Source organism: Mycobacterium sp. G7A2 (assembly GCF_041902445.1).
Taxonomy (GTDB): Bacteria; Actinomycetota; Actinomycetes; order Mycobacteriales; family Mycobacteriaceae; genus Mycobacterium.
Window position 1 is genome coordinate 972838 of the sequence record NZ_CP169251.1, and the last position, 25717, is coordinate 998554.

Below are 25717 nucleotides of genomic sequence, written 5' to 3' on the forward strand. Positions count from 1 at the left end.
CGATCATGGCAGCGACCCGCACCCTTTATCCACGTCTGAGCCGGCAGATCCGACGTCCGGTGGACACTCTGAGCCGCATCGGCGATCACACCTCGTTCTATGGCAGGGCCCTCGCGGGGGTTCCCCACGCGGCCGTTCACTATCGCAAGGAGATCATCCGACTCGTAGCCGAAATCAGCATGGGTGCAGGCACCCTGGCCATGATCGGTGGCACGATCGTCATCGTCGGATTCTTGACCCTGGCGGCCGGCGGCACGCTCGCGGTCCAGGGCTACAGCTCCTTGGGTGACATCGGCATCGAAGCGTTGACGGGGTTCCTCGCCGCGTTCATCAACGTGCGCATCTCGGCACCGGTGGTGGCCGGAATCGGACTCGCCGCGACCTTCGGAGCGGGTGTCACTGCACAACTGGGTGCTATGCGGATCAACGAGGAAATCGATGCCCTGGAGACGATGGGAATCCGCCCCGTCGAATACTTGGTGAGTACCCGGATCGTGGCCGGAATGATCGCGATCACGCCGCTGTACTCGATCGCGGTGATGCTGTCCTTCGCAGCGAGCAAGCTGACCACCGTTGTCCTGTTCGGGCAGTCGGCTGGACTGTACAACCACTACTTCACCACATTCCTGAATCCGAAGGACCTGCTGTGGTCGTTCCTGCAGGCCATCTTGATGGCCATGGCAGTCCTGTTGGTGCACACATACTTTGGCTATTTTGCCAGCGGTGGACCGTCCGGAGTCGGGGTAGCGGTGGGTAACGCGGTGCGGACTTCTCTGATCGTCGTGATCTCGGTGACCCTGCTGGTGTCGCTATCGATCTACGGCTCCAACGGCAACTTCAACCTGTCGGGGTAGGGGCTACCGGATGGCGATGCAACCAAGCGTGCGAAAGCCGTTGATCGGTGTGGCGACCCTGGTCGCCCTCACGGCTGTCGTCGGACTCGCCGTCGGTCTGTTCCGCGGCAGCTTCACCACCACTGTTCCTGTCACCGTGCTGTCCCAGCGGGCTGGTCTGGTGATGAATCCCGACGCCAAGGTCAAACTTCACGGTGCGCAGGTCGGTTCGGTGCACTCGATCGAGTCCCTACCGGACGGGCGGGCTGCCATCCGCCTCGCGATGAACCCATCCTTCATGGACATCATCCCGTCCAATGTCAACGTCGACATCGCTTCATCGACAGTTTTCGGGTCCAAGTTCGTCGAGTTGGTGCCACCCGCCGACCCGTCGTCGGAGTCATTGCAGGCCGGTCAGGTGCTCGACGCCGACCATGTCACCGTCGAGATCAACACAGTCTTCGAGCAGCTCTCGACGGTGCTTGCCAAGATCGAACCGGCAAAGCTCAACGAGACACTGGGCGCATTGGCCACCGCCTTCAGCGGCCGCGGTGATCAAATCGGTCAGACGGTGGCCGACTTCGACGGGTTTCTCGCCAAGATCGAGCCGAGCCTTCCCTCCATGGAACACGAGCTCGCGACGGCTCCGCAGGTGCTCAACATCTACGCCGACGTCGCCCCCGAGTTGGTCAGCACGATTGAGGCGACGACGCAAATCAGCCAGTCGATCGTCGACGAACAGGACAACCTGGACAGGCTGCTCGTCAGCGTGATCGGGTTGGCCGACAACGGCAATGAGGTCATCGGTGGCAATCGCCAGGCGATCACGACCGTGATGGACCTGCTAGTGCCCACCACAGACCTGACGAATCAATACCACGAAGCCCTCAATTGCGGACTGGGCGGTGCAGTTCAGCTCGCGAAAGCGCCCGGTACCCCGGTGCCCGGCGGTCTCCTCCTGCAGACCATCGTGCTCGGCCAGGAGCGATACCGGTACCCACAGAACCTCCCCAAGGTCGCTGCCTCCGGTGGACCACAATGCACCGACCTGCCCAAGGTTCCGTTCCAGAAGAGCCCGCCGTTCGTTGTCGCCGACGTGGGCGCCAACCCAGCGCAGTACGGCAACCAGGGAATCGTGCTCAACTCTGATGGCCTGAAGCAACTTCTCTTCGGACCGATCGACGGACCTCCTCGCAACACCCCACAGATCGGACAACCGGGATGACGAGCGTGGGCAGATCGGCGATCAAGTTCGGGATCTTCGGGCTCGTCATGGTGGTGTTGACGGCTGGACTGTTCGTCATCTTCGGGCAGTACCGGTCGAGCTCGACGAATCGGTATTCGGCAGTGTTCACCGATTCCTCCAGTCTGCGGACCGGAGATTCCGTGCGGGTGGCGGGAATTCGGATCGGAACCGTCCGAGGTGTCGAACTGCAGGACGACAACACCGTCATCGTCGAGTTCGACGCAGACGACAACGTCAGGCTGACCGAGAGCACGCGGGTCGCGGCGCGCTACCTCAACCTCGTCGGAGACCGCTACCTCGAACTGCTCGACCAGCCCGGCTCCACACGAATCCAGGAACCTGGTTCGCGCATCGGCCAGAACCGGACCGAGCCGGCGCTGAACCTCGACCTGTTGCTCGGCGGGCTCAAACCCGTCATCCAGGGGTTGAACCCCGACGACGTCAACGCACTGACCAGTTCGCTGATCCAGGTCCTGCAGGGGCAGGGCGGCAACCTCGAGTCCCTGTTCGCCAGGACCTCGTCATTCACCAACACCCTGGCCGACAACGGTCAGACCGTCGAAGCGCTCATCGACACCCTCAACGACACGCTCGCCACCGTGGCCAAGGACGGCGAAAAGTTCTCCGGAGCTGTTGATCAGCTCGAACGGTTGGCAACGGGCCTGGCCCAGGATCGCGACCCCATCGGAGAGTCGATCAACGCCCTCGATGCCGGGACGGCTTCGCTGGCCAGCCTGCTCACCGAAGCGCGGCCACCCCTGGCGGGTACGGTCGATCAGATCAACCGCACAGCGCCGCTGCTCGCCAACGAAACCGACTTGGCCCGGCTGGATCTCGTGTTGCAGAAGACCCCGCAGAACTACCGCAAACTGGTTCGGCTCGGCTCCTACGGCAGCTGGTTGAACCTCTATCTTTGTGGCATTTCGATTCGGGTATCGGATCTGCAGGGCCGCACAGCCCATTTCCCGTGGGTCATCCAGAACACCGGAAGGTGCGCCGAGCCGTAATGCAGAAATATCGTGGTTCTTCACTCGTGCGGGCCGGTTTCATCGGCGTCGTGCTCATCGCCCTGGTCATCATGGTGGGTCTGCAACCTCAGAAGCTGTGGGCAATGGCGACCTCAGTCCGATACCAAGCCGTGTTCGCCGAGGCCGGCGGATTGTCCGCAGGTAACAACGTCAAGGTCTCAGGTGTCACCGTCGGTACCGTCTCCGACATCACCCTGGAGCGGGGTGCGGCCATGGTGACGTTCTCAGTCAACAGCGCGGTACCGATCGGCAGCGACACCACGGCGAGCATCGGCATCGCCACCGTCCTGGGTGAACGGGTCCTGGACCTCGAACCGGCCGGTAGTCGCAGTCTCGGTGCGGGAGGGGTGATCCCGCTGTCACAAACCGGATCTCCGTATTCCTTGACCGATGCCGTCGGCGAGTTCACCTCCAACACCGCCGCCACCGACACCGCCGCGATCAACCAGTCGCTGGATACGCTCTCGGACACCATCGAGAGGATCGCGCCGCAGCTGGCGCCCACCTTCGACGGAGTGACCCGCCTCTCCAAATCGCTCAACACCCGCAACGAATCGTTGAGCAGCCTGCTCAGGGCCGCGTCGGACGTCACCGGCGTGCTCTCGGAGCGCAGCAACCAGGTCAACTCCCTGATCCTCAACGCGAACGACCTGCTCGCGGTCCTCCAGGAGCGCCGCTATGCCATCGTGAACCTGCTTGCCAGCACAACTGCAGTGGCCCGACAACTAACCGGCATGGTGGCAGACAACGAACAGGAGCTCGCCCCTACCCTGGAGAAGCTCAACACCGTCTCCGAGATGCTCGAACGCAACCGCGACAACATTTCGGCGTCGCTCAAGGGCCTCGCGAAGTATCAGGTGACCCAGGGGGAGGCGGTCAACAACGGGTTCTACTACAACGGTTTCGCCTCCAACCTGCTCCCCGGCCCGGCGATCCAACCTTTCCTCGACTACGCTCTCGGATTCCGTCGAGGTACCGACGCAGGGCAGCCTCCCGACAACGCCGGCCCGCGTGCCGAGTTCCCGTTCCCGTACAACGGAATCCCCGGAGGCTCACGATGAGCGTAGATCGGATGCGGCGGTCACGCCTCCGGCCGCTGCTGGCGGTCATGTTGGTGGCGTTGGCTGTGATTGGGGCCGGACTCGCGGCGTATCAGCAGTTCTTCGGCCCGAAAATTATCACGGCCTACTTCCGTTCGGCTACCGCCATCTACGCCGGGGATGAGGTCCGGGTCGTCGGTGTCCGGGTCGGGACCATCGAGGACATCGAACCGCAGGGGACCCGGACCAAGCTGACGCTGGCCGTGGACCGCGACATCCCGATCCCGGTCGATGCCGAGGCAATCATCGTGGCACCGAACCTGGTATCGGCCCGTTACGTCCAGCTGACGCCCGCCTGGGGCGCCACACCTGAGACGAGTGGGCCGATTATGAGCGACGGCGCCGAGATCCCCCAGAGCCGCACCGCGGTGCCGGTGGAATGGGATGAGATCAAGGAACAGCTCACCCGACTGGCAGCCGAGCTAGGCCCCGGCACCGGCCTGTCCGAGACGTCGCTGGGACGCTTCATCGACACCACTGCCGACGCCATGGCCGGTAACGGCGAAAAGCTGCGGGAGACCATCAGCCAGCTCTCGGGGGTCGGCCGCGTCCTCGGGGAGGGCAGCGGTGACATCGCGGAAGTCATCAGGAACCTGCAGGTTTTTGTTACCGCGTTGCGGGATAGCAATGTTCAGATCGTTCAGTTTCAGGACCGGCTCGCCGACGTGACCAGCGTGGTCAACGGAAGCCGCACCGAACTGGACTCCGCCATCACCACGCTCTCGGAGGCCGTCGGTGAGGTGCAGCGCTTCATCCAGGGTTCGAGAGATCAGACCGCCGAACAGGTTCAGCGCCTCGCCAACGTCACGCAGGTGCTCGCTGACGACAGCATGGTCGTGAAGAACATCCTGCACGCGGCGCCGAACGCGCTCGTCAACGGCTACAACATCTACAATCCGGATTCCGGTGGCCCGCGCGGTTCGTTCGCGATGAACAACTTCGCCAATCCCGTGACATTGATCTGCTCCTCCATCGCCGCGGTCGAGAACGTCACGGCGGAAGAATCCGGGAAAGCGTGCGCGCAGTACTTGGGACCGGCGTTGCGGTTGATGAACTTCAATTACCTACCGCTGCCGTTCAACGCCTATCTGGGTCCGGCGCCGCAGAACATCGTCTACTCTGATCCGGCGATCGCGCCCGGCGGCGGGGGAACCGCGCCTGGGCCGGCCGAGGTGCCGCCTGCGGTGTCGGCCTATACCGGCATCGGTGACGTTCCGCCGCCACCGGGGTGGTCTGATCCCGCCCACCCGCCTGGCGCCTACGCGCCACATGGGCTGCCCGCCAACCCACAGCCGGCCCTGTACCCGGGCGCGCCGATTCCGCCCGGCGTACCGCCGCCACCCGCAGCGACGCCCGGGCCCAGCAGCATCAACGAGATGTTGCTGCCCGCCGAAGCCGCCCCAGCGCAGCAAGGAGCCCCGTGATGCCGCGCAATCCCCGCAGTACGGCGCGCACATGGGCCGCGATCGCTGTTTGTGTCGCCGTGACCACCTCCGGTTGCACATTCGACGGCCTCAACTCACTTCCGCTGCCCGGCACCGTAGGCACCGGCGCAGGCGCAGTGACGTATCATCTCCAGATCGCCAACGTCGGTACGTTGGAGTCGAATTCGCCGGTCCTGTTCAACGACGTCGTCGTCGGTGCGGTGCGTACGATGACCGTGAACGACTGGCACGCCGATGTGGACGTGTCGGTCAAACCTGACGTCGTCGTCCCCGCCAACGCGGTGGCGACCGTCGGCCAAACCAGCCTGTTGGGTTCGATGCACATCGCCCTCGACCCGCCGGTGGGGGAGGAGCCGTCGGGCCGGCTCCAGCCTGGCGCGACCGTGGTCCTCGACAGGACGTCGACGTATCCATCCACCGAGCAGACCCTGTTGTCGCTGTCGCTGGTCGTCAACGGCGGAGGGCTGACCCAGATCGGTGACATCATCGGAAACTTCAACGCCGCGTTGGACGGCCGTCAGATCCAGATCAGAGACCTGCTGACCCGGATGAACAACGTCGTCGGAATGCTGGACGCGCAGCGCGACAACATCGTCGCGACGATCGATGCGTTGAATCGGCTGGCGAGGACGTTCGCCGGCCAGCGGGAAGTGCTCACCGAGGCTCTTGAGCGGATCCCGCCTGCCCTGGATGTGCTCAACCAGCAGCGTCCGCGCTTCACCACGGCAATGGAGAAGTTGGGTGTGTTCAGTTCTACTGCGACGCAGTTGATCAACGATTCGCAGGATGACATCGTGCGCAATCTGACCAACCTTGAGCCGACCATCAAAGCGCTGGCCGACATCGGACCCGACTTGGCGACCGCCCTCGGGTACCTCCCGACCTATCCGTACACGCAGGAGTTCATCGACCGTGGCATCCGCGGCGACTACATGAATCAGTTCATTGTCTTCGACTTCACGATCCCCAGGCTCAAGCGAGGCATCCTGCTGGGCACCCGGTGGGGTGATGCGAACGCCTCGATGGTCCCTGCGCCGGGCGACCCGTGGTACTCGTCGTACACGCTGGACCCGCTGCAAGCGCCGGTGACGCCGATTCCGGCGCAGGTCGCGACGCCACCGCCGCTGATGGACGCGCCTTCGGCAGGCGCCGCCGCGCCTGCCGAGCCCGCAACCCCCGCTCCGGCCCTGACCGGAGGAGGTAACTGATGCTGACCCGGTTTGTTCGAATTCAGCTTTTGATCTTCACGATTGCCTCTGTGGTCGGGGTGGGCACGATGGTGTTCGTCTACCTGCAGGCGCCGGTATTGCTTGGGTTCGGCCGCATCAGCGTCAAGCTCCAACTGCCCACGACCGGCGGGCTCTACGAGTTCTCCAACGTCACCTACCGAGGAACCCAAGTAGGCAAGGTCACCGATATTCGTCCGACGCGTGAAGGTGTCACGGTCACGATGTCGTTGGATACCTCGCCGCGGATTCCGGCTGACCTGCAAGCCAACGTGCGTAGCGTCTCGGCGGTCGGCGAGCAGTACGTCGACCTCGTCCCCGCGTCCGACAGCGGGCCCTATTTGGAAGACGGTTCGGTGATCGCCGCAGACAACGACTCGATCCCCCCCGCGGTGGGACCGATGCTCGACCAGATGAGCGCCCTGGTGGAGAGCATTCCGCAAGGTAAGCTCAGTGGACTGCTGGACGAATCGTTCCGGGCATTGAACGGAACCGGCCAGGACCTTGGTGCGTTGTTTGATTCGTCGTCCCGGCTGGCGGCCGACGCCAATGTCACCGGTGACCAGTTGCGCACTCTCGTCGAGGAAGGTCGTCCGCTTCTCGACGGACAGGCAGAAAGCGTCGATGCGATCGACACGTGGGCTCGCAGCCTCGCTGGGATCACCCAACAGGTCCAGGCCAACGACCCGGCGGTTCGCACCATCCTGCGGACGGGCCCGGGAACCGCGGACGAAGCGTCGCGTCTGCTGACTCAGGTGAAGCCGACGTTGCCGGTTCTCCTGGCGAACCTGACGACGGTGGGGCAGATCGGGGTCACGTACAACCCGGCGTTGGAGCAGCTGCTGGTGTTGCTCCCTCCGTATCTGGCCGCGACGCAGTCGTACGGCTCCTCGCTGAACAATCCCACCGGTATGGCCTTGTCGGAGTTCTCCCTGACGCTGGGCGATCCACCGGCGTGCACAGTCGGATTCCTGCCGCCGTCGTCATGGCGCTCACCGGCAGACCTCAGCGATGTGGACACGCCAGACGGCCTGTATTGCAAACTGCCGCAGGACTCGCCGATCGGGGTGCGGGGAACCCGCAACTTTCCCTGCATGGAACAGCCGGGCAAACGCGCGCCCACGGTCGAAATCTGCGAGAGTGACAAGCCTTTCGAGCCCTTGGCGATGCGCCAGCACGTGCTGGGCCCGTACCCGATCGATCCGGGACTCCTCGCCCAGGGTGTACCGCCGGATGATCGCATCGACTTCAGTGACCAGATCTTCGGGCCGTTGCAAGGGACCCCGCCACCGCCGCAGCAGCCGAATCGCGCTCCGGCGCCGGGACCAGGAGCTGTGCCTGCGGCACCGAGCAGCTTCGGTCAACGGGAGGACGGCCCGCCGGTCGCCGTTGCGACCTACAACCCGCAAAGCGGCCAGTACTCAACACCCGGTGGCGAAGTGTTCACGCAGACCAATCTCGGTGACAGAGCGCCACAAAGTTGGCGAGACCTTCTGCCTCAGTAGCCGATATGGGCACGGACGCCGGATCCGGGCGGCGTGGTCACAAGGAGGCGCGCACACGTACCGTGACGACGGTGACCCCGGCATGGTCACCGCGAAGTCAAGAGACCTTGACGAGCTTGAACGGCATGTTGATGTAGACAGCCTTGTTCACGCCACAGGCCCCGCTGGGACCGGTGGTGATATCTTCGCCGACCAGCGTTGTGGACGTCGGATCGGCCATACCCCCCTCAGGGGTCATGGCCTTGAATCGGAACACTTGAAGTCCGGGAGCCGTCGTGCCGTCCTGACAGGGGATCCAGTTCTCAACGGTGTGCTTGACGTACCAGACCCCACTCTTCTGGTAAATCGGTGCACTCCAGCCCCATTCGCTGTCGACGGTGCCGGTGCACTCACCTGGATAACTGCACTGAGTGGCGATGGTCCAGGTGCTACGCAAGCTCGCCTGTTCGTAGAACACCTCGTTCTTGCGTGCCCATTCGCCATTGGAGGTCGCGGTGTAGGTGCCGTTGAGGCCCCATTGCGGGTTCGCCGCAACAGTGGGTGCAAGGAGGGCTGAGCTGCAGACTACGGCTGCGGCAACGCTACTGACACGAACGGGTCCACGCATCTTCGCCTGCTCCTCAAACCGGTGGATCTACACAACCCGGCAGCTTCGGAAAGTAGCACGGGAGGCCTGCAGCCGCCGATCGAATGTCCACTGAGCGGACGAATCTGAGGCAGGCGGCCGCGGATCGTGCCACGGTGATCGACGTGCGCATCGGAGCTGTAGTTGTGGCCGCGTCGGCCGCGTCGGCCGCGGCGGGACTGATCACTGCGGCTCCTGCCGCCGCCCAGCCACAATCGTGTGACGGTCCTTCGTGCGTGCCGGGGATCAAACCGGGCGTTGTGCTGGGGGCTCCGTGCTCGGACACCGCCTATTACGTGTTCGGGACGACATCCTGGGGCCGGCTCGTGTTCTGCGGCTCGCCGCGCCGTTACGAGCCCCGGTATTTCCGTTCGCCCTCGATGGCCGGGGTGAAGGAGTTCAATACCGGCTGTACGGGCTACGAGAACTGGGTGGCGCAGGGCTTGGATGGACTTTTTCTGATGTGCCAATCGAATAATGGCGCCGCGCGTTGGGGGCGGGGTGACGATGAATAGGGTGAGACCCGCGTCGGGGGTGCTGATGATCGCCGTAGTCACGGGAGCGGTGACCGTGCCGCCGGCTCTTGCGCAGCCTGTGCCCCACCTGATCAGCTACACAGTCACGACCGCGCATCCGGTGTCCGCCGATATCTACTTCCGCGACGTCGACCCTCCGACGTGGGCGGACTACAGCCACAACCCCTACATGTTCAGCCCCAAGGTCACCGTGGAGGTCGGACCCGACCGGCCGTGGGTGCTCAACGCGACGTTGTTCGACCCGAATCGTTGGGCCATGGTGTCGGCGACCAGTGGGATGTCGCCGCAGAGCCCGGGCTTCCGATGCGAGTTGTCCGTCGACGACGTGGTGGTATCGACCGATGCCGGGCCCAAGGGGGCACTGTGCTCGATCCGACACTGGTAGACGTCTCAGGATGTGACGTGGCCCACTGGGTGGGAACCTCGGTGAACCTGCCTGCCGTCACGATTTAGGGTGCCGTCGTCGGGCCATCCCACGGCGTCGGCAATGAAGGGAACGCTGGAGTATGTCGAAGTCCACGTCACCGGTTGGTGAGGAGCAACAGCTCAGGGATACCCGCGAAATCGATGCGGACATCGAAGAACTCACCCCAGAAGAATTGATCGCCGTTCTCGAGCAAGCCGAGGCCGACGCCGCGAAAGCCGAGGCCCGGGCCGTGGCCGCCCGAGCGAAGGCCCGGGCGGTACGGGTGCATGCGAAAACCGGGCAGCAGAGTTCAGGGACGGACCCGGTCGCCGACGCCACCGAGGAGCCGGATTTGGCCCCCGCGCTGCATAAGATTGACGGAGGCCGGCGTAGACAACGAATTCGTACAGTTTCTTGCGGATTAGCGCTGCTGTGCTCGGTCGCGATGCTCGCGGTCAGTGGCTACATCGTCTGGGCACATGATGCCGTGACACAGGAGCAGCGCACCCGCGCCGAATACGCTGCGGCTGCCAAACAGGCGGTTGTGACATTGATGTCGATCGACTCCAACGACCCCCAGGCCGGCGTACAGCGCATCATCGACAACTCCGTCGATCCCTTCCGTGCCGAGTTCGAGGGCGCCGCAGACGACTTCGTCAAGGTCGCCACCGATGCCAAGGTGACCACGAAGGCAACAGCGAATGCCGCAGCTGTGCAGACGGCGTCGGCCGAGTCCGCCGTCGTCCTGGTCAGTGCCTCATCGACGGTGACGAACGCCGCAGGTGCTCAGGAAGCGCCGCGGAGTTGGCGACTCACCGTCGACCTGAAACGGGAGGGCGATCAGATCAAGATGTCCAAAGTTGAGTTCGTCCCATGACCGTCGATGAACTGACGATGTCCGAAGACCTGGGCGAGACCGCACCGACATCAGATCCGAAAGCGAGCCGACAACATTCCGCCCTGAGGTCCTTTCTCAGTACGGCGAGGTCGCGCTGGTGTTCGATGCTGGTGTTGGTCGTGCTGGTCGGCTCGGCCGCGGTGCTGACGACGGTATATCTCACCCAGTACCAGGTAATGCGCCAAACGGGCGCTGCCGTTGAGCAGGCAGCAGTTGCGGCAGCCTCCAGCAGGACAGTTGCGCTGCTGTCCTATGCGCCCGATACGATCGACGCCGACCTCGCGACAGCCAAGTCGCAGATGACCGGCGAGTTCCTCACGTACTACGGCAAGTTCACTACAGACGTGGTCGCTCCTGCGGTCCGCGACCGAGGCGTCAAGGCCAGCGCGCGAGCAGTCGACGCGGCGGTGATGGAAATCCGGCCCACCGAAGCCAAGGTGCTGGTGTTCCTCGATCAGGAAACAGTCAGCCGGGACCGTCCAGAACCGGCCTACACCGCGAGCAGCGTCATCGTGAGCCTCGCCAAGGTCGACGGCGAATGGCTCATTTCGGCATTCGATCCGGTGTAGCCCGACAACCTGAATGAAACGTTCTCCGCCGCCATCGCCGTCTCGCACTGGGAGCGTGTGTAGACAAATGCGCGAGCGTGCGCAAACTCCGCGTATCTCGCGGCGAGTCTGCTGCTGACACGCACGCTCGCGTCAAGCGGGAAGCTCAGCGCGCCCCGGTCTGATTGCGCGCTCAGCGCGCCTCGGCTCGATTGCGCGCTCAGCGCGCGACCACGACCGAGGAGCCGTGTCCGAACAGGCCCTGGTTGGCGGTGATGCCGACGGTGGCGCCGTCGACCTGGCGGCCGGTGGCCTGGCCTTTGAGCTGCCAGGTCAGTTCGCAGACCTGGGCGATGGCCTGGGCGGGAATCGCCTCGCCGAACGAGGCCAGCCCGCCGGAGGGGTTGACCGGAATCCGGCCGCCCACGGCGGTGGCGCCGCTGCGCAGCAGTTGCTCGGCTTCACCCTTGGGGCACAGGCCGAGGTGTTCGTACCAGTCGAGTTCCAGCGCGGTGGACAGGTCATAGACCTCGGCCAGGCTCAGGTCTTCGGGTCCGATGCCGGCCTCGGCGTAGGCGGCATCGAGGATCTGGTCTTTGAAGACCCGTTCGGGGGCGTTGACCACGGCGGTGGAATCGGTGGCGATGTCGGGCAGTTCGGGCAGGTGCTGGGGATACTGCGGCGACTGCAGGCTCACCGCGCGCACCGACGGCACGCCGGCGACCGAGCCCAGGTGCTTCTCGGCGAAGCTCTTGCTGGCCACGATCAGCGCGGCCGCGCCGTCGGAGGTGGCGCAGATGTCCAGCAGCCGCAGCGGGTCGGAGACGACGGGGCTGGCCAGCACGTCTTCGACGGTGGCTTCCTTGCGGTAGCGGGCGTTGGGGTTGTTGAGGCCGTGGCGGGCGTTTTTGACCTTGACCTGGGCGAAGTCCTCCAGCGTGGCGCCGTGGAGGTCCATGCGGCGGCGCGCCAGCAGTGCGAAGTAGACGGTGTTGGTCGCGCCGATCAGGTGGAAGCGCTGCCAGTCGGGGTCGTTGCGGCGTTCTCCGCCGACGGGGGCGAAGAAGCCTTTGGGGGTGGTGTCGGCGCCGATGACCAGCGCGACGTCGCAGAGGCCGGCCAGGATCTGGGCGCGCGCGCTCTGCAGGGCTTGTGATCCGCTGGCGCACGCGGCGTAGCTGGAGGTGACCGGGACCCCGTTCCAGCCCAGTTTCTGGGCGAAGGTCGCGCCGGCCACGAAACCGGGATAGCCGTTGCGGATCGTGTCCGCGCCGGCGACGAGCTGGATCTGGCGCCAGTCCAGGCCGGCCTCGGCCAGTGCGGCGCGGGCGGCCACGACGCCGTACTCGGTGAAGTCGCGTCCCCATTTGCCCCACGGGTGCATGCCCGCACCCAGGATGTACACCGGTTCGGGAGTCGTCATCGCGCTGCACCTTCCGTGCTCGATGCGCCTGCGATTTTCCAGGCGTGGACGATGCGTTCCACACCGTCGTCGTCGACGTAGAGCGGCATGGTGGTCAGTTCCATGTCCATGCCGACCTTCAGGTCGGCGGCCAGGGTGCCCTCGACGACCTTGCCGAGCACGATCAAGCCCTCGTCGGCCAGTTCGACCGCGGCGACGGCGAAGGGTTCGAACGGGTCGGGGGACGGATACGGCGGGGGCGGGGCGTAGCGGTTCTCGGTGTAGCTCCACAGCTTTCCGCGACGCGACAACGGCACCTGAGCCAGGTCATCACCGTCGCAGGCCGGGTTGGGGCAGTTGTTGGCGCGCGGCGGGAAGACATAGGTCCCACACGTGTTGCACTTGCCGCCGATCAGGTAGGCGCCGCCGTCACCGTCAGTGGCGAACCAGCCGTCGATCGCAGGTTGCGGTGGTGCGTTCATGCTCTCACTTTCGGTCGGATGAACACGCCTTCGGCCCGCACGCTGGCAGTGCCGTCAGTGTTCGTGATATGGCCTACTGCGAAAGTTTTCGATCCCTCTTCGCGGTCGATCCATGCTTCGACACGTAGCGGGCCGAGCGGGGTGGGGGCGAGGTATCGGATGGTCAGGGTGCCGGTGACTGCGGGTCGGCCGGGCCGGTGCGCGGTAGCGCCCAGCACGTGGTCGAGCAGCAGCGCGCAGACACCACCGTGCACCCGTCCGGGCGGGCCCTCGTACCCTGCGCCCAGTGTCAATTCCGCTGTGGCTCTGCCTGTTTCGTCTTGTCGCACTTGCAGCGGGGGAGCGATGGCGTTGCGCACTCCGATGGCGACGTTGCCCCAGGTGAGGGTGCCGCCCTCGGTCGTCGTGCGTACCCCGAACGGTTCGGGATCGAGGCGCGCGCTCAACAGCTCGGTAGCGTGCTCGATCAACTCATGTGCTCTGGTCACGTCGGGCTCGTCGGCCTCGCTGCGGATTGCGACGTCGATGAGCTTGCGCAGTGACTGCGTCAACGGACCGTACAGTTCCTCGGCGCGTTGGGCCTCTTCAGGGGTGAGGGGCCCGCTCACCGGGCGGCGCCCAGGCTCGCCATGTCCATTGCCGCCAGATGACTGAACAACATCGATGCCCCGATGGGGTTTCCGCCCCCGGGATAAGTGGTGCCCGATACAGCGGCCATCGTGTTTCCTGCCGCGTACAGACCGTCGATGGGTGTCCCGTCGGCGGTCAGGACCCGGGCATGGGTGTCGGTGCGCAGTCCGCCCTTGGTGCCGAGGTCGGACAGTCCGAACGCAGCCGCGTGATACGGCGGTGTGTCGACGGGAACCAGCGGTGACTCGCCCCCGGTGAACGCTCGGTCGTAGGCCTCGTCGCCGCGATGGAAATCGTCATCGACACCGGCCGCGGCCATCTTGTTGTATCGCTCGACAGTGGCTTCCAGCTCCGCGGCCGGCACGCCGATTGCCTCTGCGAGACCGGCCAACGTGTCGGCGGTGTGCCAGAGCCCTGCCTCACGATACCGGTCGGTGTGCATCATCGAGACGTTGGTGGCCTTGACCGGAGGTATCTCGCCTTCTCGGTCGTCGTAGATCATCCAGAACGGCAAAGTTGTTGAGCCCTCGTCGATATGACGAAGCACCTCCCTGGCCAGGCGGTCGTAGGGGGCAGACTCGTTGAGGAACCTGTGGCCTTGCTGGTTGACGAAGATGCCGCCGGTGAACCAGAGCGCGAACGCCGAGCGGCCGTCCGGGTGGGTCATCCCAGGCGACCACCACGCCTGGTCCATCAAGTCGGTGTCTGCTCCTGCGGCGATAGCTGCCCGGTGCGCGAGGCCGGTGCTGCCCGGCCCACCCATCGTGTCGGCGGCACGTCCAGGCACTCCGTACTGGGCGCGCATGTCCGAGTTCTGTTCGAACCCACCGCTGGCCAGCAGCACGCCGCGGCGCGTCCTGATGCGCACTGGGCTGCCGTCGTGATCGACCATAGCGCCGACCACGTGGTTGTCGTCGGTGATGAGCTCTATCAGCGGTGCGTTGCGCCAGCAGGTGAAGTTGGGCAGCTTGTCCATCGCAGCAAGGAATCGGCCGACCAGAGCACGGCCTCCAATCAACAGACCGGGCGCTGGAGTGCCCAGCCGCTCGGTGTCCAGGGGGCCGCGTACCAGACCTGCGTAGCGGCCGAGGTCAGAATCGGGCAGCGGCAGCGGAATTGTGTGGCGGTATCCGTCGTTGCGAGCTGCAGGCGCCGAGCCGTAGTAGTCGGGCCACGGCAAGACCGTGAACTCGAAGGCGGGATCCTGTTCCAGGTACTCGATGAGCTTCGCCCCACCGCGGACGTAGGTGTCCTGCAACTCGGCCGGTGTCCGGTCGCCCACGACAGCGCGAAAGTAGGTCAGCGCTGCGTCGATGGTGTCGTCAGTCCCTGCTCGCTCGAGTACGGGATTGCAGGGGTACCACATTCCACCGCCGCCTGAATACGCCGTGGTACCGCCGTACAGATTGGTGGCCTCTACCAGGAGAGTCGAAAGCCCCTCGCGTGCAGCGGTGTACGCGCCTGCGATACCGCCGCCCGAGCCTGCGACCAACACGTCGAGCTCGACTTCGAAATCATGCATGCGCTGCGCCGTCGAATCCGCCGTAGCTGCCGCGGTAGAACAGCAGTGGCTCGCGCTCCTCATGGGCCCACAGGCCAGTCACCCTGGCCACGACGATCGAGTGGTCTCCGGCAGCGTGTTCGAATTCGACATCAGCCTCGATAGAAGCCAATGTCCCGAGGAGCGCCGGCGCACCGTTGACGCCGGGAGTCCAGTCCACGCCCGCGAACTTGTCCTTTCCTCGCGTGGCGAACCGTGCGCAGACATGCTTCTGATCAGCGGCGAGGATGTTCACACAAAGCGTGCCGATCTGACGGATCGATGGCCAGCTCGTCGAGGTTTGCGCCGGGCAGAACGAGATGTAGGGCGGGTCCAGGGAGACGCTGGTGACCGACTGGCAGGTGAATCCTGTCGGTCTGCGGCCGTCGTATGCGGTGATGACGGCAACCCCGGTGCAGAAATGACCGAGAACCCGGCGCATTTCGGGAGCAAGCGGGGCGGTCCTTCCGCCTTCCATCAGCTCCTCGGTCATCGGTCTCCTTGAGGTGTAGGGCTGGTCCGTCGGTAGTCACTTTCCGTTGAAGATCGCGAAATGCGCAACGCGTCCTCCCGGTCAGTGGTAGGACCGCGATGATGCGGTATCGCCGCTGCTAGCCTTACCCGATGACGGACGAAGCCGACAAGGCGCCCGCGGATGGGTTGAAGGTGTCGCCCACTGGATGGGCTTTGCTCGGTATGCTCTCTGGAGGAGCCGAACTATCCGGCTACGACATCAAGAAGTGGATCAATTGGGCGATTCGCTTCTTCTACTCCAGCCCGGCTTACAGTCAGATCTACTCCGAGCTCAAACGCCTGGAAAAGCTGGGTCTGGTGAGTTCGCGGGTCGACACCGGCATTCGAAGCCGACGGATGTACAAGATCACCGAAAGCGGATTGTCCGCCGTCACCCGATGGATCAACGAGGATCCAGTGGAGCCACCCACCCTCAAACACAACCCGATGTTGCGGGTGATGCTCGGTCACCTGCTGAATCCAGGCCGCCTGCGCGAAGTCCTTGCCGCGCACGCGGCTTACGCCGAACAGTTACAGCGCGCTGCTGCCACCGAGGTTCGTTGGACCAGTGAGCAGCCGGCGTGGTCCTACGCCCGCTTGGCGCTGAAGTGGTCGGAGCAATACTACGCCGCCGAGCGTGAACTTGCGCTGCAGATCATCAAGGACCTCGACGCCGTCGAAGAGACATTCGGCGCGAGCGGTGAGGGCGTGCAGTTCCCGGTTCGCGAGTATTGGTACGAACTCGAGAGACGTATTGCTGCAGAGGATTCCGACGACGTCCGGGATGCTGAAGGTCGTTCGTCGTAGTAACGGCAACGGCTCAGGCGAGCCTACCGGCCGCGTGCTGCGCCGCGATGTAGCCGTACACGAGCCCCTGTGCGATCGTCGCGCCCGCACCCGGGTATGTCTTGCCGAATGTGTTGGCCGCGGTGTTGCCGATCGCGTACAGACCATCGACGGTCGATCCGTCCTCCCGCACCACCCGTGCATGGACATCGGTGTGCACGCCGCCGCAGGTGCCGAGGTCGCTGAGCACGATCTGCACGGCGTAGAACGGGCCTGAGGTCAGCGGCCGAAGGTTGGGGTTGGGGACGACGGTCGGATCGCCGTAATAGCGGTCATACGCGCTCGCACCCCTGGTGAAATCGGAGTCCACGCCGGCGTCGGCGAGGCCGTTGAAGCGTTCCATCGTCGCAATGAACTTCTGCTCGTCGACGTCGATCTGGCGCGCCAAGGTGTTCAGATCGTCGGCTCGATGGGCTATTCCAGCGTCGTACCAGCTCTGCGGAATCGGCATACGCGGGAACAACTCAGCGGCGAGCAGGTAGCTGTTCCGGTACTGCTGGTCGAAGACCAGCCACATCACCTCGACCGGGTTGCCCGCCTGTTCGCGGCGAAGCAGAGCCTGGCCGAAAGACATGTAATCGGTGGCTTCGTTGATGAAGCGCTGCCCCGTCTGATCGACGAGCAGGCACCCTGGTAGGGACCGCTCGGCCAGCATGACGGTCGGGTCCCCGCCGGGCAGTGGCGCAAAGGCGGGGAACCACCACGCCTGGTCCATCAGCGCGGTGCCTGCGCCTTGATCTTGCGCCAAACGGATGCCATCACCGGTGTTGCCCTCAGAACCCAGGCTCAGGTGCTCACCAAGCCGCTCAGACTGGAACTTGTGCCGCCAGCTCATGAGGTGGTCGAACCCGCCGGCGGCCAATACGACGCCGCGGCGTGCCGTGACGGTCACCTCGGTGCCCTGACGATTCACGAGCGCGCCGCTCACTCGGCCGTCGTCGGTGAACAACTCGGTCACCGGCGAATCTGTCCACACCGGAATCCCGGCCCGTAGGACCCCGGCGAACATCCCGGCCGCCAGCGCCTGGCCACCGGCCGCGTAACGCCGGCGCAGCGCCAGCCCCCCGATGCCCTGTGCTGCCCGCCGGATGATGCGTGGCCAGGATTTGCCCGGCGTGCGCGCCATCAGGTTCAGCCAGCGGTAGTCGGCCCCGGTCACCGGCATCGGGAACGACGACTTCATCACCCCGGGGCGAAGCCGCGCGAGTTCGGCTCCCAGAACCGCCGTGTCGAACGGCTTGCATTCGCAGGTGCGGCCCACAGCGCTACCACCGGGCTGCTCGGGGTGGTAATCCGAATAGCCCTTCGCCCACATGAACTTTATCGGTGTGGTGCGGCTGAGCATGTCGATGGTGCCGGGCACGAAGTCCACGAATGCGCGCGCACGCTCGGCGGGGGCGTCATCACCGACGAGCGTCTCCAGATAGGTGCGGGCCTTATCGGGAGTGTCCGCGGAACCGGCGTCGGCGAGAATCGAGCTTCCCGGCAACCAGAACGCTCCGCCGGAGCGGGCGGTGGACCCGCCGACATAGGCCGTCTTCTCCACGATCAAAGTGGACATACCCAGCTCGTGGGCGGCCAGGGCTGCGGACATTCCAGTGCCGGAGCCGACCACGAGGAGATCGACGGTGATGTTCTGCGGATCAGTCACCGCCCGATTCTGGCCGTGGCGGGACGTTTGCATCCCCCCGGTGCCCGGTCAGTGGAACAGCACCCACTACCGCGAGAGTGCCGATGCTACAACAGGATCATCCAAGTACGTACTGAACAGCGAGGATGGCCCGAATGACATCGTTGCAGTCCGCCGGCGCCGCAGACGTTCGGCAGATCGAGGCTCAGGCCGCGCCGACCAGATTCGCGCGTGGATGGCATTGCCTGGGTCTCATGCGTGAGCTCGGTGACGGCAAGCCGCACTCCATCACCGCGTTCGGCACCAAGCTTGTCGTATTCCGCGGCGAGGACGGAAAGACCAACGTCCTCGACGCATACTGCAGGCACATGGGCGGCGACTTGTCCGACGGCGAGGTCAAGGGCAACGAGATCGCCTGCCCGTTCCACGACTGGCGCTGGGGCGGTGACGGCCGCTGCAAGCAGATCCCGTACAGCCGGCGGGTGCCCAAGCTCGCGCGCACCGCGGCGTGGCCGACCATGGAGCAGGACGGCATGCTGTTCGTCTGGAACGATCCGGAGAAGAAAGCCCCGCCCGCCGACGTGACCATTCCCCGCATCGAGGGTGTCGGCAGCAGCAACTGGACCGACTGGCATTGGTACACCACGATCGTCGACACCAACTGCCGGGAGATCATCGACAACATCGTCGACATGGCGCACTTCTTCTACATTCACGGCGGTTTGCCCACCGGCTTCAAGAACATCTTCGAGGGCCACGTCGCCACGCAGTACTACACGAGCGACGCCCGCCCCGACCTGGGTAGCGGCGAGGGCGCCAAGATTCTCGGTACGACGTCCATCGCGTCGTATCACGGTCCGTCGTTCATGATCGATGATTTGACGTACCACTACGAACATGGCGATCAGCGCACCATCCTGCTGAATTGCCACTATCCGATCGACGCGGATTCCTTTGTGCTGCAGTACGGAATAATCGTCGAAAAGTCAGAGAACCTTCCAGATGAGGCCGCCACGCAGATGGCCGTCGCACTCGGAAACTTCGTCAAGATGGGCTTCGAGCAGGATGTTCATATCTGGCGGCGCAAAGCCCGCATCGACAATCCGCTCCTGTGCGAGGAGGACGGGCCCGTCTACCAGTTGCGTCGGTGGTACGAACAGTTCTATGTCGACATCGCCGACGTGACCCCGGACATGGTGGACCGCTTCGAGTTCGAGATCGACACCACGCGTCCGCGGGAAGCATGGATGAAAGAGGTGGAGGATAACCTCGCCAACAACCGGCTACCGAGGTTGGTGGGTCTGACGAAATGAGCGTCCGGCCGGACAACCGGCTCAGTGATGCCCCGATGACGCCGGTCACGTGCCAACCGTGTGGCGCGAAAGTGTTGGTGCGCAAGAGTAGTTGGGAGCAGACCAGCGTGCAGTGGGACGCCGTGGCGTTGGCGCAGTGCCGCGAACGTAGCCAGCCGATGGCGCATCCCGACGCAGTCACGCCCCGACCCGGCTTGTTCCTGGTGTGCGCCAGGCTGCGCGCCTCGATAGAGGCCGCTGCGAGGACGGGCGCAGTGCCGGTCCTCGACGAGCCACGGTAGCTGTCCTCCGCCGCCGAAGGTGTCGCTGCCCACGCCGGTCGGGCGTATGACGCGACAGGTGCCCGCCAGATGGTGCCGTTCAGTCAGAACGTAAGGGCGTGAGGCCGCGCAAGACGAGGTTCATGCCGACCCGTAACGTACTTTCCAGATTCACGAAATCACCCTCGTCGGCCCAACGGATGTAGGCCTGGCGACAGATCTGGATCACCAGGTGCGCCGGTAGGGTTCGGCCGAACGGATCAGCGTCGAGTTCGAACCTGGTGGACAGGAATTCGGTGATCGACGGCACGAATTCTTGACCCCAGTCGAGCCAGCGCAAGCGATACTGCGGATCGTTGATCATCAGCGCCAAGAATCTGCGGTCGATATCGAACTCACCCCGTTTGGAGACTTCGCCGCTGAACGCGCGCACCAGGGCCTCGCGGGGATCGGTGGAAAGTGGCTCCTGACGCAGCATCTGGATGCTCAGGCTGCCGTATTTGTTCAGCAGCGGCAGGACCACGTCCTCTTTGGCCGCGAAGTGTCGGTGAAAAGTCCGCGGCGCGATGCGAGCTGCGTCGCAGATTCGCTCGACGGTTGCTGTCGTGTTGCCGTCGGCCAGGAATATGTCGCGGGCGGCCATCGCGACCGTCATGCGGAGTTCGTCGGCTCGCCGTTCCGTCAGCGTGGGCCTCGTCACGTGAACTCCTCGATCTCCGCGGGTGCATCGTCGCCTCGTCCGCCAGGTGTCATGTTATCGGGCACTGCACCGCCGAACGCGTGCTCCCACATACCTGTGCCACTGAGCGGGATGACTTGGGTACCGGTGTCCCGCGGTGTGCTTAACCTCACGGTGTCAGAATCTGTCGAGTAGGCAGAAGCTGCCAGCCCGGACAGGCCCGGATCTGCGACGCAACGCAGTCGGGTTTGGCAACCGAACATCCAGCCCGATGAGGAGACATAGATGGCGACCGACGAAGGCGCTCCACCACACCACGAAGCAGCGCCGGCAAGCGAAGAAGCCGAATTGAACTACGACGACTACGCCCACGACTTCATGGGCAAAGTGGGCAATATCCAAGATTTCTCACAAGCATTCCTCGCCAAGCTCGCGCGCGTCTTCGAGGATGTGCTGGTCTTCATGCCATACGCCCATATTCAGACCTATGCGCCCAAGGCCGGCCTCGACAAGGCGATCGACATCGTCGCCGACGTGTCACGCGGTGAGATGCGACAGGTGATGCCGATGGCCCGATTCATTGCGCCTCCCGGATGGGATTGGAAAAACCCGCAATACCAGGCCATTCCGTTTGACGTTCAGAGTGAAGACCTGACCAAGCCGGCTTTGATCCGCCTCATCACAACCTACTGGGATCAATACCTGAAGGGTCACAATTACCTGATCGACCAGTGGGTCAAGGTCATCCCCGAAGAAGAGGTCTGGCTCGCTCTCCCCGACATGTACCAGATGATCATCGACTACCAGTACCCGAAGCTGGCGAAGGTGCTCAATATCGAACCCGTGCACGTCGTGGACTTCCTCAAGCTGGCCGTGCTCAGCATCGACGGCACGCTGGGCTACGGAGGTGAGTACATCGTCTACAACCCGGACCACGTCGTTCTCAACATGCGACGTTGCGAGGTGCTGCAACGGTACTTGGACGAAGGCCTGTATCCGCCGCAGCGGGCATGGATGAATTGCACTTTCGAACAACGCATCTCGGCCCCATTCTTCCCGGGATGCAAGTTGGCGATCAATCTGCCGCCCAAGGATTTCACGTTCGCCGAGGGAGAACCCTTCTGCGTGTGGACGTACACACGCGGCGAGGAGAACCACGCCGCAGCTGCCGCCGCACCGGATCCACGGGAGAGTGCGATGAAGAAGATTCCGCTGATGCCGGTGCCGTCATCCACGTGATGAACGAGCGGCGCCGGTCGTGTGGACCGGTGCGGGGTGACTGCGCACCGGTCCACACCGACGAATCTGAGGAGAACCCGATGTCCCTGTCGGGCAGGTGCGTTCAGTGCGTTGCGATGTAGCCCCGCCTCATCGAGGGGTGTGGACCGCAGCGCAGCGCGATGACGACTCAGGCCAGCTGGAAGGCACTGATCGGCGCCTCTTCGGGGTAGATCGCCGGGCCGCCGAGGTCGTAGGCGGCGTTGAGCGCGCCGATGAAGGCGGCATCGTGCAACGGTGCACTCGGGATGTCGAGCTTGATGCCCTTCTTGGCCAGGTCGTCGACCATCATGTCGATCGCCTTGTCGATGGTCAGGTCGTCAGAATGGTCCATGTTCTTCTTGAGCTCGTCGTAGTCCTCGAACACCTCCGCAGACCAATGCACCAGGAATCGCAGTTCGTCGGTGTGATGACGCGCGATGACCGTGTCGTCGGTGCGCAGCAGCCAGTGGTCACGCGAGTCCGGGTCCCCGGCGAACACCGTGTGGAAAGCCAGGCCGGCCGGCACTTGCTGGTCCAGGGGACCGTTGGCCTCGCCGCGGTGCACCAGCATTTCGTTCTGCACCACGACACCGCGGTTGTAGACCGGCGGCAGGACGCGGCGAGGCTCCTTGAGGGGGCCGTCGGGCCAATAGGTGAAGCCGCTGCCCTCATCGTGAGAGAACCACGTGATCACCTGAGCCATCTTGATCATGTAGTCGGCGAACAGCCCGGACTTCCCCATGACGCTGACCAGCCAGGTTGGTGCGTTCTCGTAGCGCACTCCGCGGAAACTCGGGGAGTCGAGGTGGCCGGGGTCGCGGTTGGCGCAGGGGCCGTTGATGTTGAACAGCATCATCTGTGGCTTGGCGTACTCCGCACCCCAGTAGGACTTGGCCTGCTCCAGGAATTGAGCGTTGTAGAAGCAGTCGTGGATTTCGGGGTACAGCACGGTGCCGTAGTTGGCCAGGAAACCGCGGAACGTCGGCGTCAGGAACAGATCCAATGTGGGGGTGAATCCCTCCGGGAACTTCCCGCTCATCGTCGCGATCAACTCTTCCGGCGACGAAAAGTGCTGGGCGATGATGAGGTTCCACGGCGCATCCTTGCGTACCACGTCGAGCAGGCGATCACGCTGGTCCTCGGTGTACACGTTGTCGATCTCGCGCGGCGGCGACGCCGGACGCAGGATTTCGGACAACTCCATTCGCCGCTCGTCAGTGAGCATCACAAGCACTCCTTCTCTGTCGTTCCGGCGACATGCACGCCGTTGCTGTGTCCAATGGCCAATTGTGAGTGCGCTCACCGATGTCCGGACCCGCGATGTCCGGCCATCGGGAGGTTAGTCAACCCTTATCGGCGCCGGGAGGTGGTTCGAAGGGCTCGGGTTCGAAGAGCTCGGGTTCGAAGAGCACTGGGTGGGCGAACTTTGCCTGCAGCAGCGCACCGATCTCGGCCATCGCCAATCTGCCGCGTGCGGTGGCCTCTGAGCGCATGAGGAAGCCGTGGTAGATGCCGGGGTATCGGGTCATCGTTGTCTGCACGCCGGCCTCGCACAACCGTGCGGCGTACCGCTCACCCCAGTCGTGGATGGGATCCAGCTCTGCAGTCACCACGATCGCCTGCGGCAGTCCGCTCAGATCGGCGGCGTAGGCCGGAACGCGTCGGGCGTCGTGCGCGGAGCCGGCGCCGAGGTCGGCGAGCTCGTGCAGATAGACAATGTCGTCGTGACTAAGCATGGGCGCGTCCAGGTTTGCCAGCACAGAAGCCGCCCCCATGTCGCGGTCCACCCCGGGATACATCAACACCTGAGCGAAGAGCTTGGGGCCGCCGCCTGAACGGACGGCCAGCGTGACCGCTGCGGCGACGCCGCCGCCGGCGCTGTCACCGGAGATGACGATCCTGTGGTGATCGAACCCCTGCGCTTCGGCGTGCTCGGCGACCCAGTGGGTCACCGCCAGGGCGTCCTCCAATTGGGCAGGTGGTGGATTCTCGGGAGCCAGTCGGTAGTCGACGGCAACCACAGCGGCACCGCTGGCCGCCGCCAGCTCCCTCGCCATCGGCTCGAACGACCGATTGGAACCCATCACGAGCCCTCCGCCGTGCAGGTGAACGACCACCGGCGACGGGGTGACGCCGTTCTTCGGCCGGTAGATCCTTACCGGAACGGGGCCACCGGGCCCTGCGACCGCACCGTCGGTGATATCGGCCATCTCAGGCATATCGGCTGGGGGCGGGGCGGCTTCAAGCGAGTCGCGCACCGCTTGGAGTCCGCGCTCCCGGATCGGCGTCGGGGGTCCGAATGCGGCGACACGGGCAGCGGCGTCGGGATCGAGCACCGGGCGACGGCGATGTTGCATCGGAGAGCCCTCAGTGCCTGGCCGGGTCGAAGCGCTGCTTCGTGCGCAACTGCGGCGGTGTCTGAGTCCTCAGGACGTTGGCCCGTTCGGCCATCGCCGAACTCACGTACTCGGGCTGTGTCAGCAGATAGAACGCGTCCTGCGCGGACTGCTCGAAGACCACTGCGGCGGCTTCGACGGGATCCATTGCAGCAGCTTTGATGTCGAGCATCGCCGAGCGTTGTGACTCGGCCGCGGCCACCGAGTCACCTGCCGCGGCGGGGTCCACCCCGCCCGCGGCCTCGAAGATGTTCGACTTCACCGCGCCGGGCAGCACGGCCTGTACCCGGATGACATCGCTGTGTCCGGCCAATTCGACTTCCAGTCGCAGGCATTCGGTCAGTGCGAGCACGGCGTGCTTGCTCACGATGTAGGGAGCTTGCAACGGAACGGCCGCCACTCCGCCGATGGACGACAGATTCCACACCCAGGCGGGCACGCCCGCCTCGATCATCTTCGGCAGGAACGCGCGGACCCCGTGGAACACGCCGCTGATGTTGATGTCCATCACACGATCCCAGTTCGCCACCGGGGTGTCCCACAGGTAGCCGAACTGTTCGACTCCGGCATTGTTGACCAGCAGTCGCACCGGGCCGATCTCGCGGTAGACGCGGTCTGCCAGCGTGACCATGGACTCGGCGTCCCGGACATCGCAGATTTCGACACGCGCGGTACCGCCGTCGGCGACCAGTTCGTCGCGCAGCGCGGTGGCAGCTCGCTCGTCGACGTCGACGAGTACGAGGGTCATCCCGAGGGAGTGGGCGTGACGGGCGAGGCCGGCACCGATGCCGGCGCCGGCCCCGGTGATGACGGCGATGCCGCCACCGAAGGTCTCGCGGGCGTCGGCGGTGCCCACGGTCACGCGTTGGCCGCGGCGAGCTTGGCTCGGTGCTCGGCGAACGGAATCGAGTCCTCGGCGTCGAGGACGACGGTCATCGACGTCAGCACCAGGTTGTCGCCGGCGCGCCGGATACCGACGTCGACAACGCCGGAGGACACGTCGAAGGGCACGTTGTTGGTGACCTGGTTGACATACAGGTAGAACCGGACGTTGGTCACCTGACCATCCGTACCGGTGCGGAAGATATTGGTGGCGTGGTGCCGCAGCGGATACGGGTTCTCGTCACGGTGCTTGCTCAGCCACGCCAAAGTTGCTGCGCCACCGCTCAGTTCGGCGGCCAACAGCTCCTCAAAGGGACAGTTCCCGGAGTCGGAGCGGCTCAGGTACGTCATCTCCTCGGCGATGTAGCTGCCGAGCACGTCGAACTGACCCTGGTCGTAGTGGTACCAGAAGCTGGCGATGAACTCCTGGATTTCGGGCAGCGTGATCTGGTTGCTCATGCCGACGAGTCAACCGCGCAGCAGTGATC

General features: G+C 64.5%; 27 protein-coding genes. 15 read left to right on the forward strand and 12 right to left on the reverse strand.

Annotated elements, in window-relative coordinates; all coding sequences use genetic code 11:
• Positions 1–5 precede the first annotated feature (5 nt).
• Genes ACEWX3_RS04800 through ACEWX3_RS04830 form a run of 7 tightly spaced genes read left to right on the forward strand, consistent with a single transcriptional unit; the run spans position 6 to position 8383 of the window.
• Positions 6–854 carry an MlaE family ABC transporter permease gene (locus ACEWX3_RS04800; RefSeq protein ID WP_374158793.1) on the forward strand — a complete coding sequence of 283 codons (849 nt, stop codon included), beginning with the start codon at positions 6–8 and terminating at the stop codon, positions 852–854.
• A 10-nt stretch (positions 855–864) separates the two neighbouring features.
• A complete protein-coding gene (locus tag ACEWX3_RS04805) occupies positions 865–2058 on the forward strand; it encodes an MCE family protein (protein WP_374158794.1) in 1194 nt (397 codons plus the stop codon).
• Positions 2055–3086 (forward strand): MCE family protein, encoded by a 1032-nt coding sequence (locus ACEWX3_RS04810; protein WP_374158795.1) that lies wholly within the window; start codon positions 2055–2057, stop codon positions 3084–3086. The genes ACEWX3_RS04805 and ACEWX3_RS04810 overlap by 4 nt, the downstream gene beginning before the upstream one ends.
• Complete coding sequence (locus tag ACEWX3_RS04815; RefSeq protein WP_374158796.1) at positions 3086–4168, forward strand: MCE family protein; 1083 nt, start codon at positions 3086–3088, stop codon at positions 4166–4168. The genes ACEWX3_RS04810 and ACEWX3_RS04815 overlap by 1 nt, the downstream gene beginning before the upstream one ends.
• The gene (locus tag ACEWX3_RS04820; protein WP_374158797.1) at positions 4165–5631 is read left to right on the forward strand and encodes an MCE family protein; all 1467 of its coding nucleotides are present in this window, start codon (positions 4165–4167) and stop codon (positions 5629–5631) included. The genes ACEWX3_RS04815 and ACEWX3_RS04820 overlap by 4 nt, the downstream gene beginning before the upstream one ends.
• Entirely contained in the window at positions 5631–6860 is a 1230-nt protein-coding gene (locus tag ACEWX3_RS04825) for an MCE family protein (RefSeq protein ID WP_374158798.1), read from the forward strand. The genes ACEWX3_RS04820 and ACEWX3_RS04825 overlap by 1 nt, the downstream gene beginning before the upstream one ends.
• The gene (locus ACEWX3_RS04830) at positions 6860–8383 is read left to right on the forward strand and encodes an MCE family protein (RefSeq protein ID WP_374158799.1); all 1524 of its coding nucleotides are present in this window, start codon (positions 6860–6862) and stop codon (positions 8381–8383) included. The genes ACEWX3_RS04825 and ACEWX3_RS04830 overlap by 1 nt, the downstream gene beginning before the upstream one ends.
• A 97-nt stretch (positions 8384–8480) precedes the next feature.
• On the opposite strand, the gene ACEWX3_RS04835 is transcribed toward ACEWX3_RS04830, so the two are convergent.
• Positions 8481–8990, reverse strand: coding sequence for a hypothetical protein (locus ACEWX3_RS04835; protein WP_374158800.1), 510 nt, complete (start codon positions 8988–8990; stop codon positions 8481–8483).
• A 137-nt stretch (positions 8991–9127) separates the two neighbouring features.
• On the opposite strand from ACEWX3_RS04835, the gene ACEWX3_RS04840 reads away from it, so the two are divergent.
• The 4 genes from ACEWX3_RS04840 to ACEWX3_RS04855 all read left to right on the forward strand — a co-directional run bounded on the left by ACEWX3_RS04840 (position 9128) and on the right by ACEWX3_RS04855 (position 11417).
• The gene (locus ACEWX3_RS04840) at positions 9128–9523 is read left to right on the forward strand and encodes a hypothetical protein (RefSeq protein ID WP_374159784.1); all 396 of its coding nucleotides are present in this window, start codon (positions 9128–9130) and stop codon (positions 9521–9523) included.
• Entirely contained in the window at positions 9516–9929 is a 414-nt protein-coding gene (locus tag ACEWX3_RS04845; RefSeq protein WP_374158801.1) for a hypothetical protein, read from the forward strand. The genes ACEWX3_RS04840 and ACEWX3_RS04845 overlap by 8 nt, the downstream gene beginning before the upstream one ends.
• A gap of 121 nt (positions 9930–10050) precedes the next feature.
• Positions 10051–10827, forward strand: coding sequence for a hypothetical protein (locus tag ACEWX3_RS04850; protein ID WP_374158802.1), 777 nt, complete (start codon positions 10051–10053; stop codon positions 10825–10827).
• Positions 10824–11417 carry a hypothetical protein gene (locus ACEWX3_RS04855; RefSeq protein WP_374158803.1) on the forward strand — a complete coding sequence of 198 codons (594 nt, stop codon included), beginning with the start codon at positions 10824–10826 and terminating at the stop codon, positions 11415–11417. The genes ACEWX3_RS04850 and ACEWX3_RS04855 overlap by 4 nt, the downstream gene beginning before the upstream one ends.
• 199 nt (positions 11418–11616) lie before the next feature.
• Here ACEWX3_RS04855 and ACEWX3_RS04860 read toward each other — a convergent pair whose 3' ends face one another.
• Genes ACEWX3_RS04860 through ACEWX3_RS04880 form a run of 5 tightly spaced genes read right to left on the reverse strand, consistent with a single transcriptional unit; the run spans position 11617 to position 15943 of the window.
• Positions 11617–12819 carry a lipid-transfer protein gene (locus ACEWX3_RS04860; RefSeq protein ID WP_374157021.1) on the reverse strand — a complete coding sequence of 401 codons (1203 nt, stop codon included), beginning with the start codon at positions 12817–12819 and terminating at the stop codon, positions 11617–11619.
• Positions 12816–13280: a Zn-ribbon domain-containing OB-fold protein gene (locus ACEWX3_RS04865; RefSeq protein WP_374158804.1), complete on the reverse strand. Its 465-nt coding sequence runs from the start codon at positions 13278–13280 to the stop codon at positions 12816–12818. Before ACEWX3_RS04865 ends, ACEWX3_RS04860 begins: the two co-directional genes overlap by 4 nt.
• The gene (locus ACEWX3_RS04870; protein WP_374158805.1) at positions 13277–13888 is read right to left on the reverse strand and encodes a PaaI family thioesterase; all 612 of its coding nucleotides are present in this window, start codon (positions 13886–13888) and stop codon (positions 13277–13279) included. Before ACEWX3_RS04870 ends, ACEWX3_RS04865 begins: the two co-directional genes overlap by 4 nt.
• Entirely contained in the window at positions 13885–15432 is a 1548-nt protein-coding gene (locus tag ACEWX3_RS04875) for an FAD-binding protein (protein WP_374158806.1), read from the reverse strand. Before ACEWX3_RS04875 ends, ACEWX3_RS04870 begins: the two co-directional genes overlap by 4 nt.
• Complete coding sequence (locus tag ACEWX3_RS04880) at positions 15425–15943, reverse strand: flavin reductase family protein (protein ID WP_374158807.1); 519 nt, start codon at positions 15941–15943, stop codon at positions 15425–15427. The genes ACEWX3_RS04875 and ACEWX3_RS04880 overlap by 8 nt, the downstream gene beginning before the upstream one ends.
• 131 nt (positions 15944–16074) lie before the next feature.
• On the opposite strand from ACEWX3_RS04880, the gene ACEWX3_RS04885 reads away from it, so the two are divergent.
• A complete protein-coding gene (locus ACEWX3_RS04885; RefSeq protein WP_374158808.1) occupies positions 16075–16770 on the forward strand; it encodes a PadR family transcriptional regulator in 696 nt (231 codons plus the stop codon).
• Between the two features lie 13 nt (positions 16771–16783).
• On the opposite strand, the gene ACEWX3_RS04890 is transcribed toward ACEWX3_RS04885, so the two are convergent.
• Positions 16784–18460, reverse strand: coding sequence for a 3-ketosteroid-delta-1-dehydrogenase (locus tag ACEWX3_RS04890; RefSeq protein WP_374158809.1), 1677 nt, complete (start codon positions 18458–18460; stop codon positions 16784–16786).
• Positions 18461–18594: 134 nt separating this feature from the next.
• Here ACEWX3_RS04890 and ACEWX3_RS04895 point away from each other — a divergent pair, with 134 nt between their 5' ends.
• Together ACEWX3_RS04895 and ACEWX3_RS04900 are read left to right on the forward strand one after the other, a co-directional pair.
• Positions 18595–19752 carry a Rieske 2Fe-2S domain-containing protein gene (locus tag ACEWX3_RS04895; protein WP_374158810.1) on the forward strand — a complete coding sequence of 386 codons (1158 nt, stop codon included), beginning with the start codon at positions 18595–18597 and terminating at the stop codon, positions 19750–19752.
• Positions 19753–19829: 77 nt separating this feature from the next.
• On the forward strand, positions 19830–20033 hold the full coding sequence (locus tag ACEWX3_RS04900) for a hypothetical protein (protein WP_374158811.1): 204 nt from the start codon (positions 19830–19832) through the stop codon (positions 20031–20033).
• A 79-nt stretch (positions 20034–20112) separates the two neighbouring features.
• Here ACEWX3_RS04900 and ACEWX3_RS04905 read toward each other — a convergent pair whose 3' ends face one another.
• Complete coding sequence (locus ACEWX3_RS04905) at positions 20113–20667, reverse strand: TetR/AcrR family transcriptional regulator (RefSeq protein ID WP_374158812.1); 555 nt, start codon at positions 20665–20667, stop codon at positions 20113–20115.
• 309 nt (positions 20668–20976) lie between these two features.
• On the opposite strand from ACEWX3_RS04905, the gene ACEWX3_RS04910 reads away from it, so the two are divergent.
• The gene (locus ACEWX3_RS04910; RefSeq protein WP_374158813.1) at positions 20977–21930 is read left to right on the forward strand and encodes a hypothetical protein; all 954 of its coding nucleotides are present in this window, start codon (positions 20977–20979) and stop codon (positions 21928–21930) included.
• A gap of 169 nt (positions 21931–22099) precedes the next feature.
• On the opposite strand, the gene ACEWX3_RS04915 is transcribed toward ACEWX3_RS04910, so the two are convergent.
• From ACEWX3_RS04915 to ACEWX3_RS04930, 4 genes are all read right to left on the reverse strand, one after another.
• Entirely contained in the window at positions 22100–23176 is a 1077-nt protein-coding gene (locus ACEWX3_RS04915; protein ID WP_374158814.1) for a hypothetical protein, read from the reverse strand.
• Between the two features lie 118 nt (positions 23177–23294).
• Positions 23295–24308, reverse strand: a complete 1014-nt coding sequence (locus ACEWX3_RS04920; protein WP_374158815.1) for an alpha/beta hydrolase — start codon at positions 24306–24308, stop codon at positions 23295–23297.
• Positions 24309–24318: 10 nt separating this feature from the next.
• Positions 24319–25209 (reverse strand): SDR family NAD(P)-dependent oxidoreductase, encoded by an 891-nt coding sequence (locus ACEWX3_RS04925; RefSeq protein WP_374158816.1) that lies wholly within the window; start codon positions 25207–25209, stop codon positions 24319–24321.
• Positions 25206–25688, reverse strand: coding sequence for a polyketide cyclase (locus ACEWX3_RS04930; protein ID WP_374158817.1), 483 nt, complete (start codon positions 25686–25688; stop codon positions 25206–25208). The genes ACEWX3_RS04925 and ACEWX3_RS04930 overlap by 4 nt, the downstream gene beginning before the upstream one ends.
• Positions 25689–25717 lie beyond the last annotated feature (29 nt).

Excerpts from the sequence above, each read along its gene's own strand:
- ACEWX3_RS04800 (WP_374158793.1), top strand. The coding sequence starts at position 6 with ATGGCAGCGACCCGCACCCTTTATCCACGTCTGAGCCGGCAGATCCGA.
- ACEWX3_RS04805 (WP_374158794.1), top strand. The coding sequence starts at position 865 with ATGGCGATGCAACCAAGCGTGCGAAAGCCGTTGATCGGTGTGGCGACC.
- ACEWX3_RS04810 (WP_374158795.1), top strand. The coding sequence starts at position 2,055 with ATGACGAGCGTGGGCAGATCGGCGATCAAGTTCGGGATCTTCGGGCTC.
- ACEWX3_RS04815 (WP_374158796.1), top strand. The coding sequence starts at position 3,086 with ATGCAGAAATATCGTGGTTCTTCACTCGTGCGGGCCGGTTTCATCGGC.
- ACEWX3_RS04820 (WP_374158797.1), top strand. The coding sequence starts at position 4,165 with ATGAGCGTAGATCGGATGCGGCGGTCACGCCTCCGGCCGCTGCTGGCG.
- ACEWX3_RS04825 (WP_374158798.1), top strand. The coding sequence starts at position 5,631 with ATGCCGCGCAATCCCCGCAGTACGGCGCGCACATGGGCCGCGATCGCT.
- ACEWX3_RS04830 (WP_374158799.1), top strand. The coding sequence starts at position 6,860 with ATGCTGACCCGGTTTGTTCGAATTCAGCTTTTGATCTTCACGATTGCC.
- ACEWX3_RS04835 (WP_374158800.1), bottom strand. The coding sequence starts at position 8,990 with ATGCGTGGACCCGTTCGTGTCAGTAGCGTTGCCGCAGCCGTAGTCTGC.
- ACEWX3_RS04845 (WP_374158801.1), top strand. The coding sequence starts at position 9,516 with ATGAATAGGGTGAGACCCGCGTCGGGGGTGCTGATGATCGCCGTAGTC.
- ACEWX3_RS04850 (WP_374158802.1), top strand. The coding sequence starts at position 10,051 with ATGTCGAAGTCCACGTCACCGGTTGGTGAGGAGCAACAGCTCAGGGAT.
- ACEWX3_RS04855 (WP_374158803.1), top strand. The coding sequence starts at position 10,824 with ATGACCGTCGATGAACTGACGATGTCCGAAGACCTGGGCGAGACCGCA.
- ACEWX3_RS04860 (WP_374157021.1), bottom strand. The coding sequence starts at position 12,819 with ATGACGACTCCCGAACCGGTGTACATCCTGGGTGCGGGCATGCACCCG.
- ACEWX3_RS04865 (WP_374158804.1), bottom strand. The coding sequence starts at position 13,280 with ATGAACGCACCACCGCAACCTGCGATCGACGGCTGGTTCGCCACTGAC.
- ACEWX3_RS04875 (WP_374158806.1), bottom strand. The coding sequence starts at position 15,432 with ATGCATGATTTCGAAGTCGAGCTCGACGTGTTGGTCGCAGGCTCGGGC.
- ACEWX3_RS04880 (WP_374158807.1), bottom strand. The coding sequence starts at position 15,943 with ATGACCGAGGAGCTGATGGAAGGCGGAAGGACCGCCCCGCTTGCTCCC.
- ACEWX3_RS04885 (WP_374158808.1), top strand. The coding sequence starts at position 16,075 with ATGACGGACGAAGCCGACAAGGCGCCCGCGGATGGGTTGAAGGTGTCG.
- ACEWX3_RS04895 (WP_374158810.1), top strand. The coding sequence starts at position 18,595 with ATGACATCGTTGCAGTCCGCCGGCGCCGCAGACGTTCGGCAGATCGAG.
- ACEWX3_RS04905 (WP_374158812.1), bottom strand. The coding sequence starts at position 20,667 with ATGACGGTCGCGATGGCCGCCCGCGACATATTCCTGGCCGACGGCAAC.
- ACEWX3_RS04910 (WP_374158813.1), top strand. The coding sequence starts at position 20,977 with ATGGCGACCGACGAAGGCGCTCCACCACACCACGAAGCAGCGCCGGCA.
- ACEWX3_RS04915 (WP_374158814.1), bottom strand. The coding sequence starts at position 23,176 with ATGCTCACTGACGAGCGGCGAATGGAGTTGTCCGAAATCCTGCGTCCG.
- ACEWX3_RS04920 (WP_374158815.1), bottom strand. The coding sequence starts at position 24,308 with ATGCAACATCGCCGTCGCCCGGTGCTCGATCCCGACGCCGCTGCCCGT.
- ACEWX3_RS04930 (WP_374158817.1), bottom strand. The coding sequence starts at position 25,688 with ATGAGCAACCAGATCACGCTGCCCGAAATCCAGGAGTTCATCGCCAGC.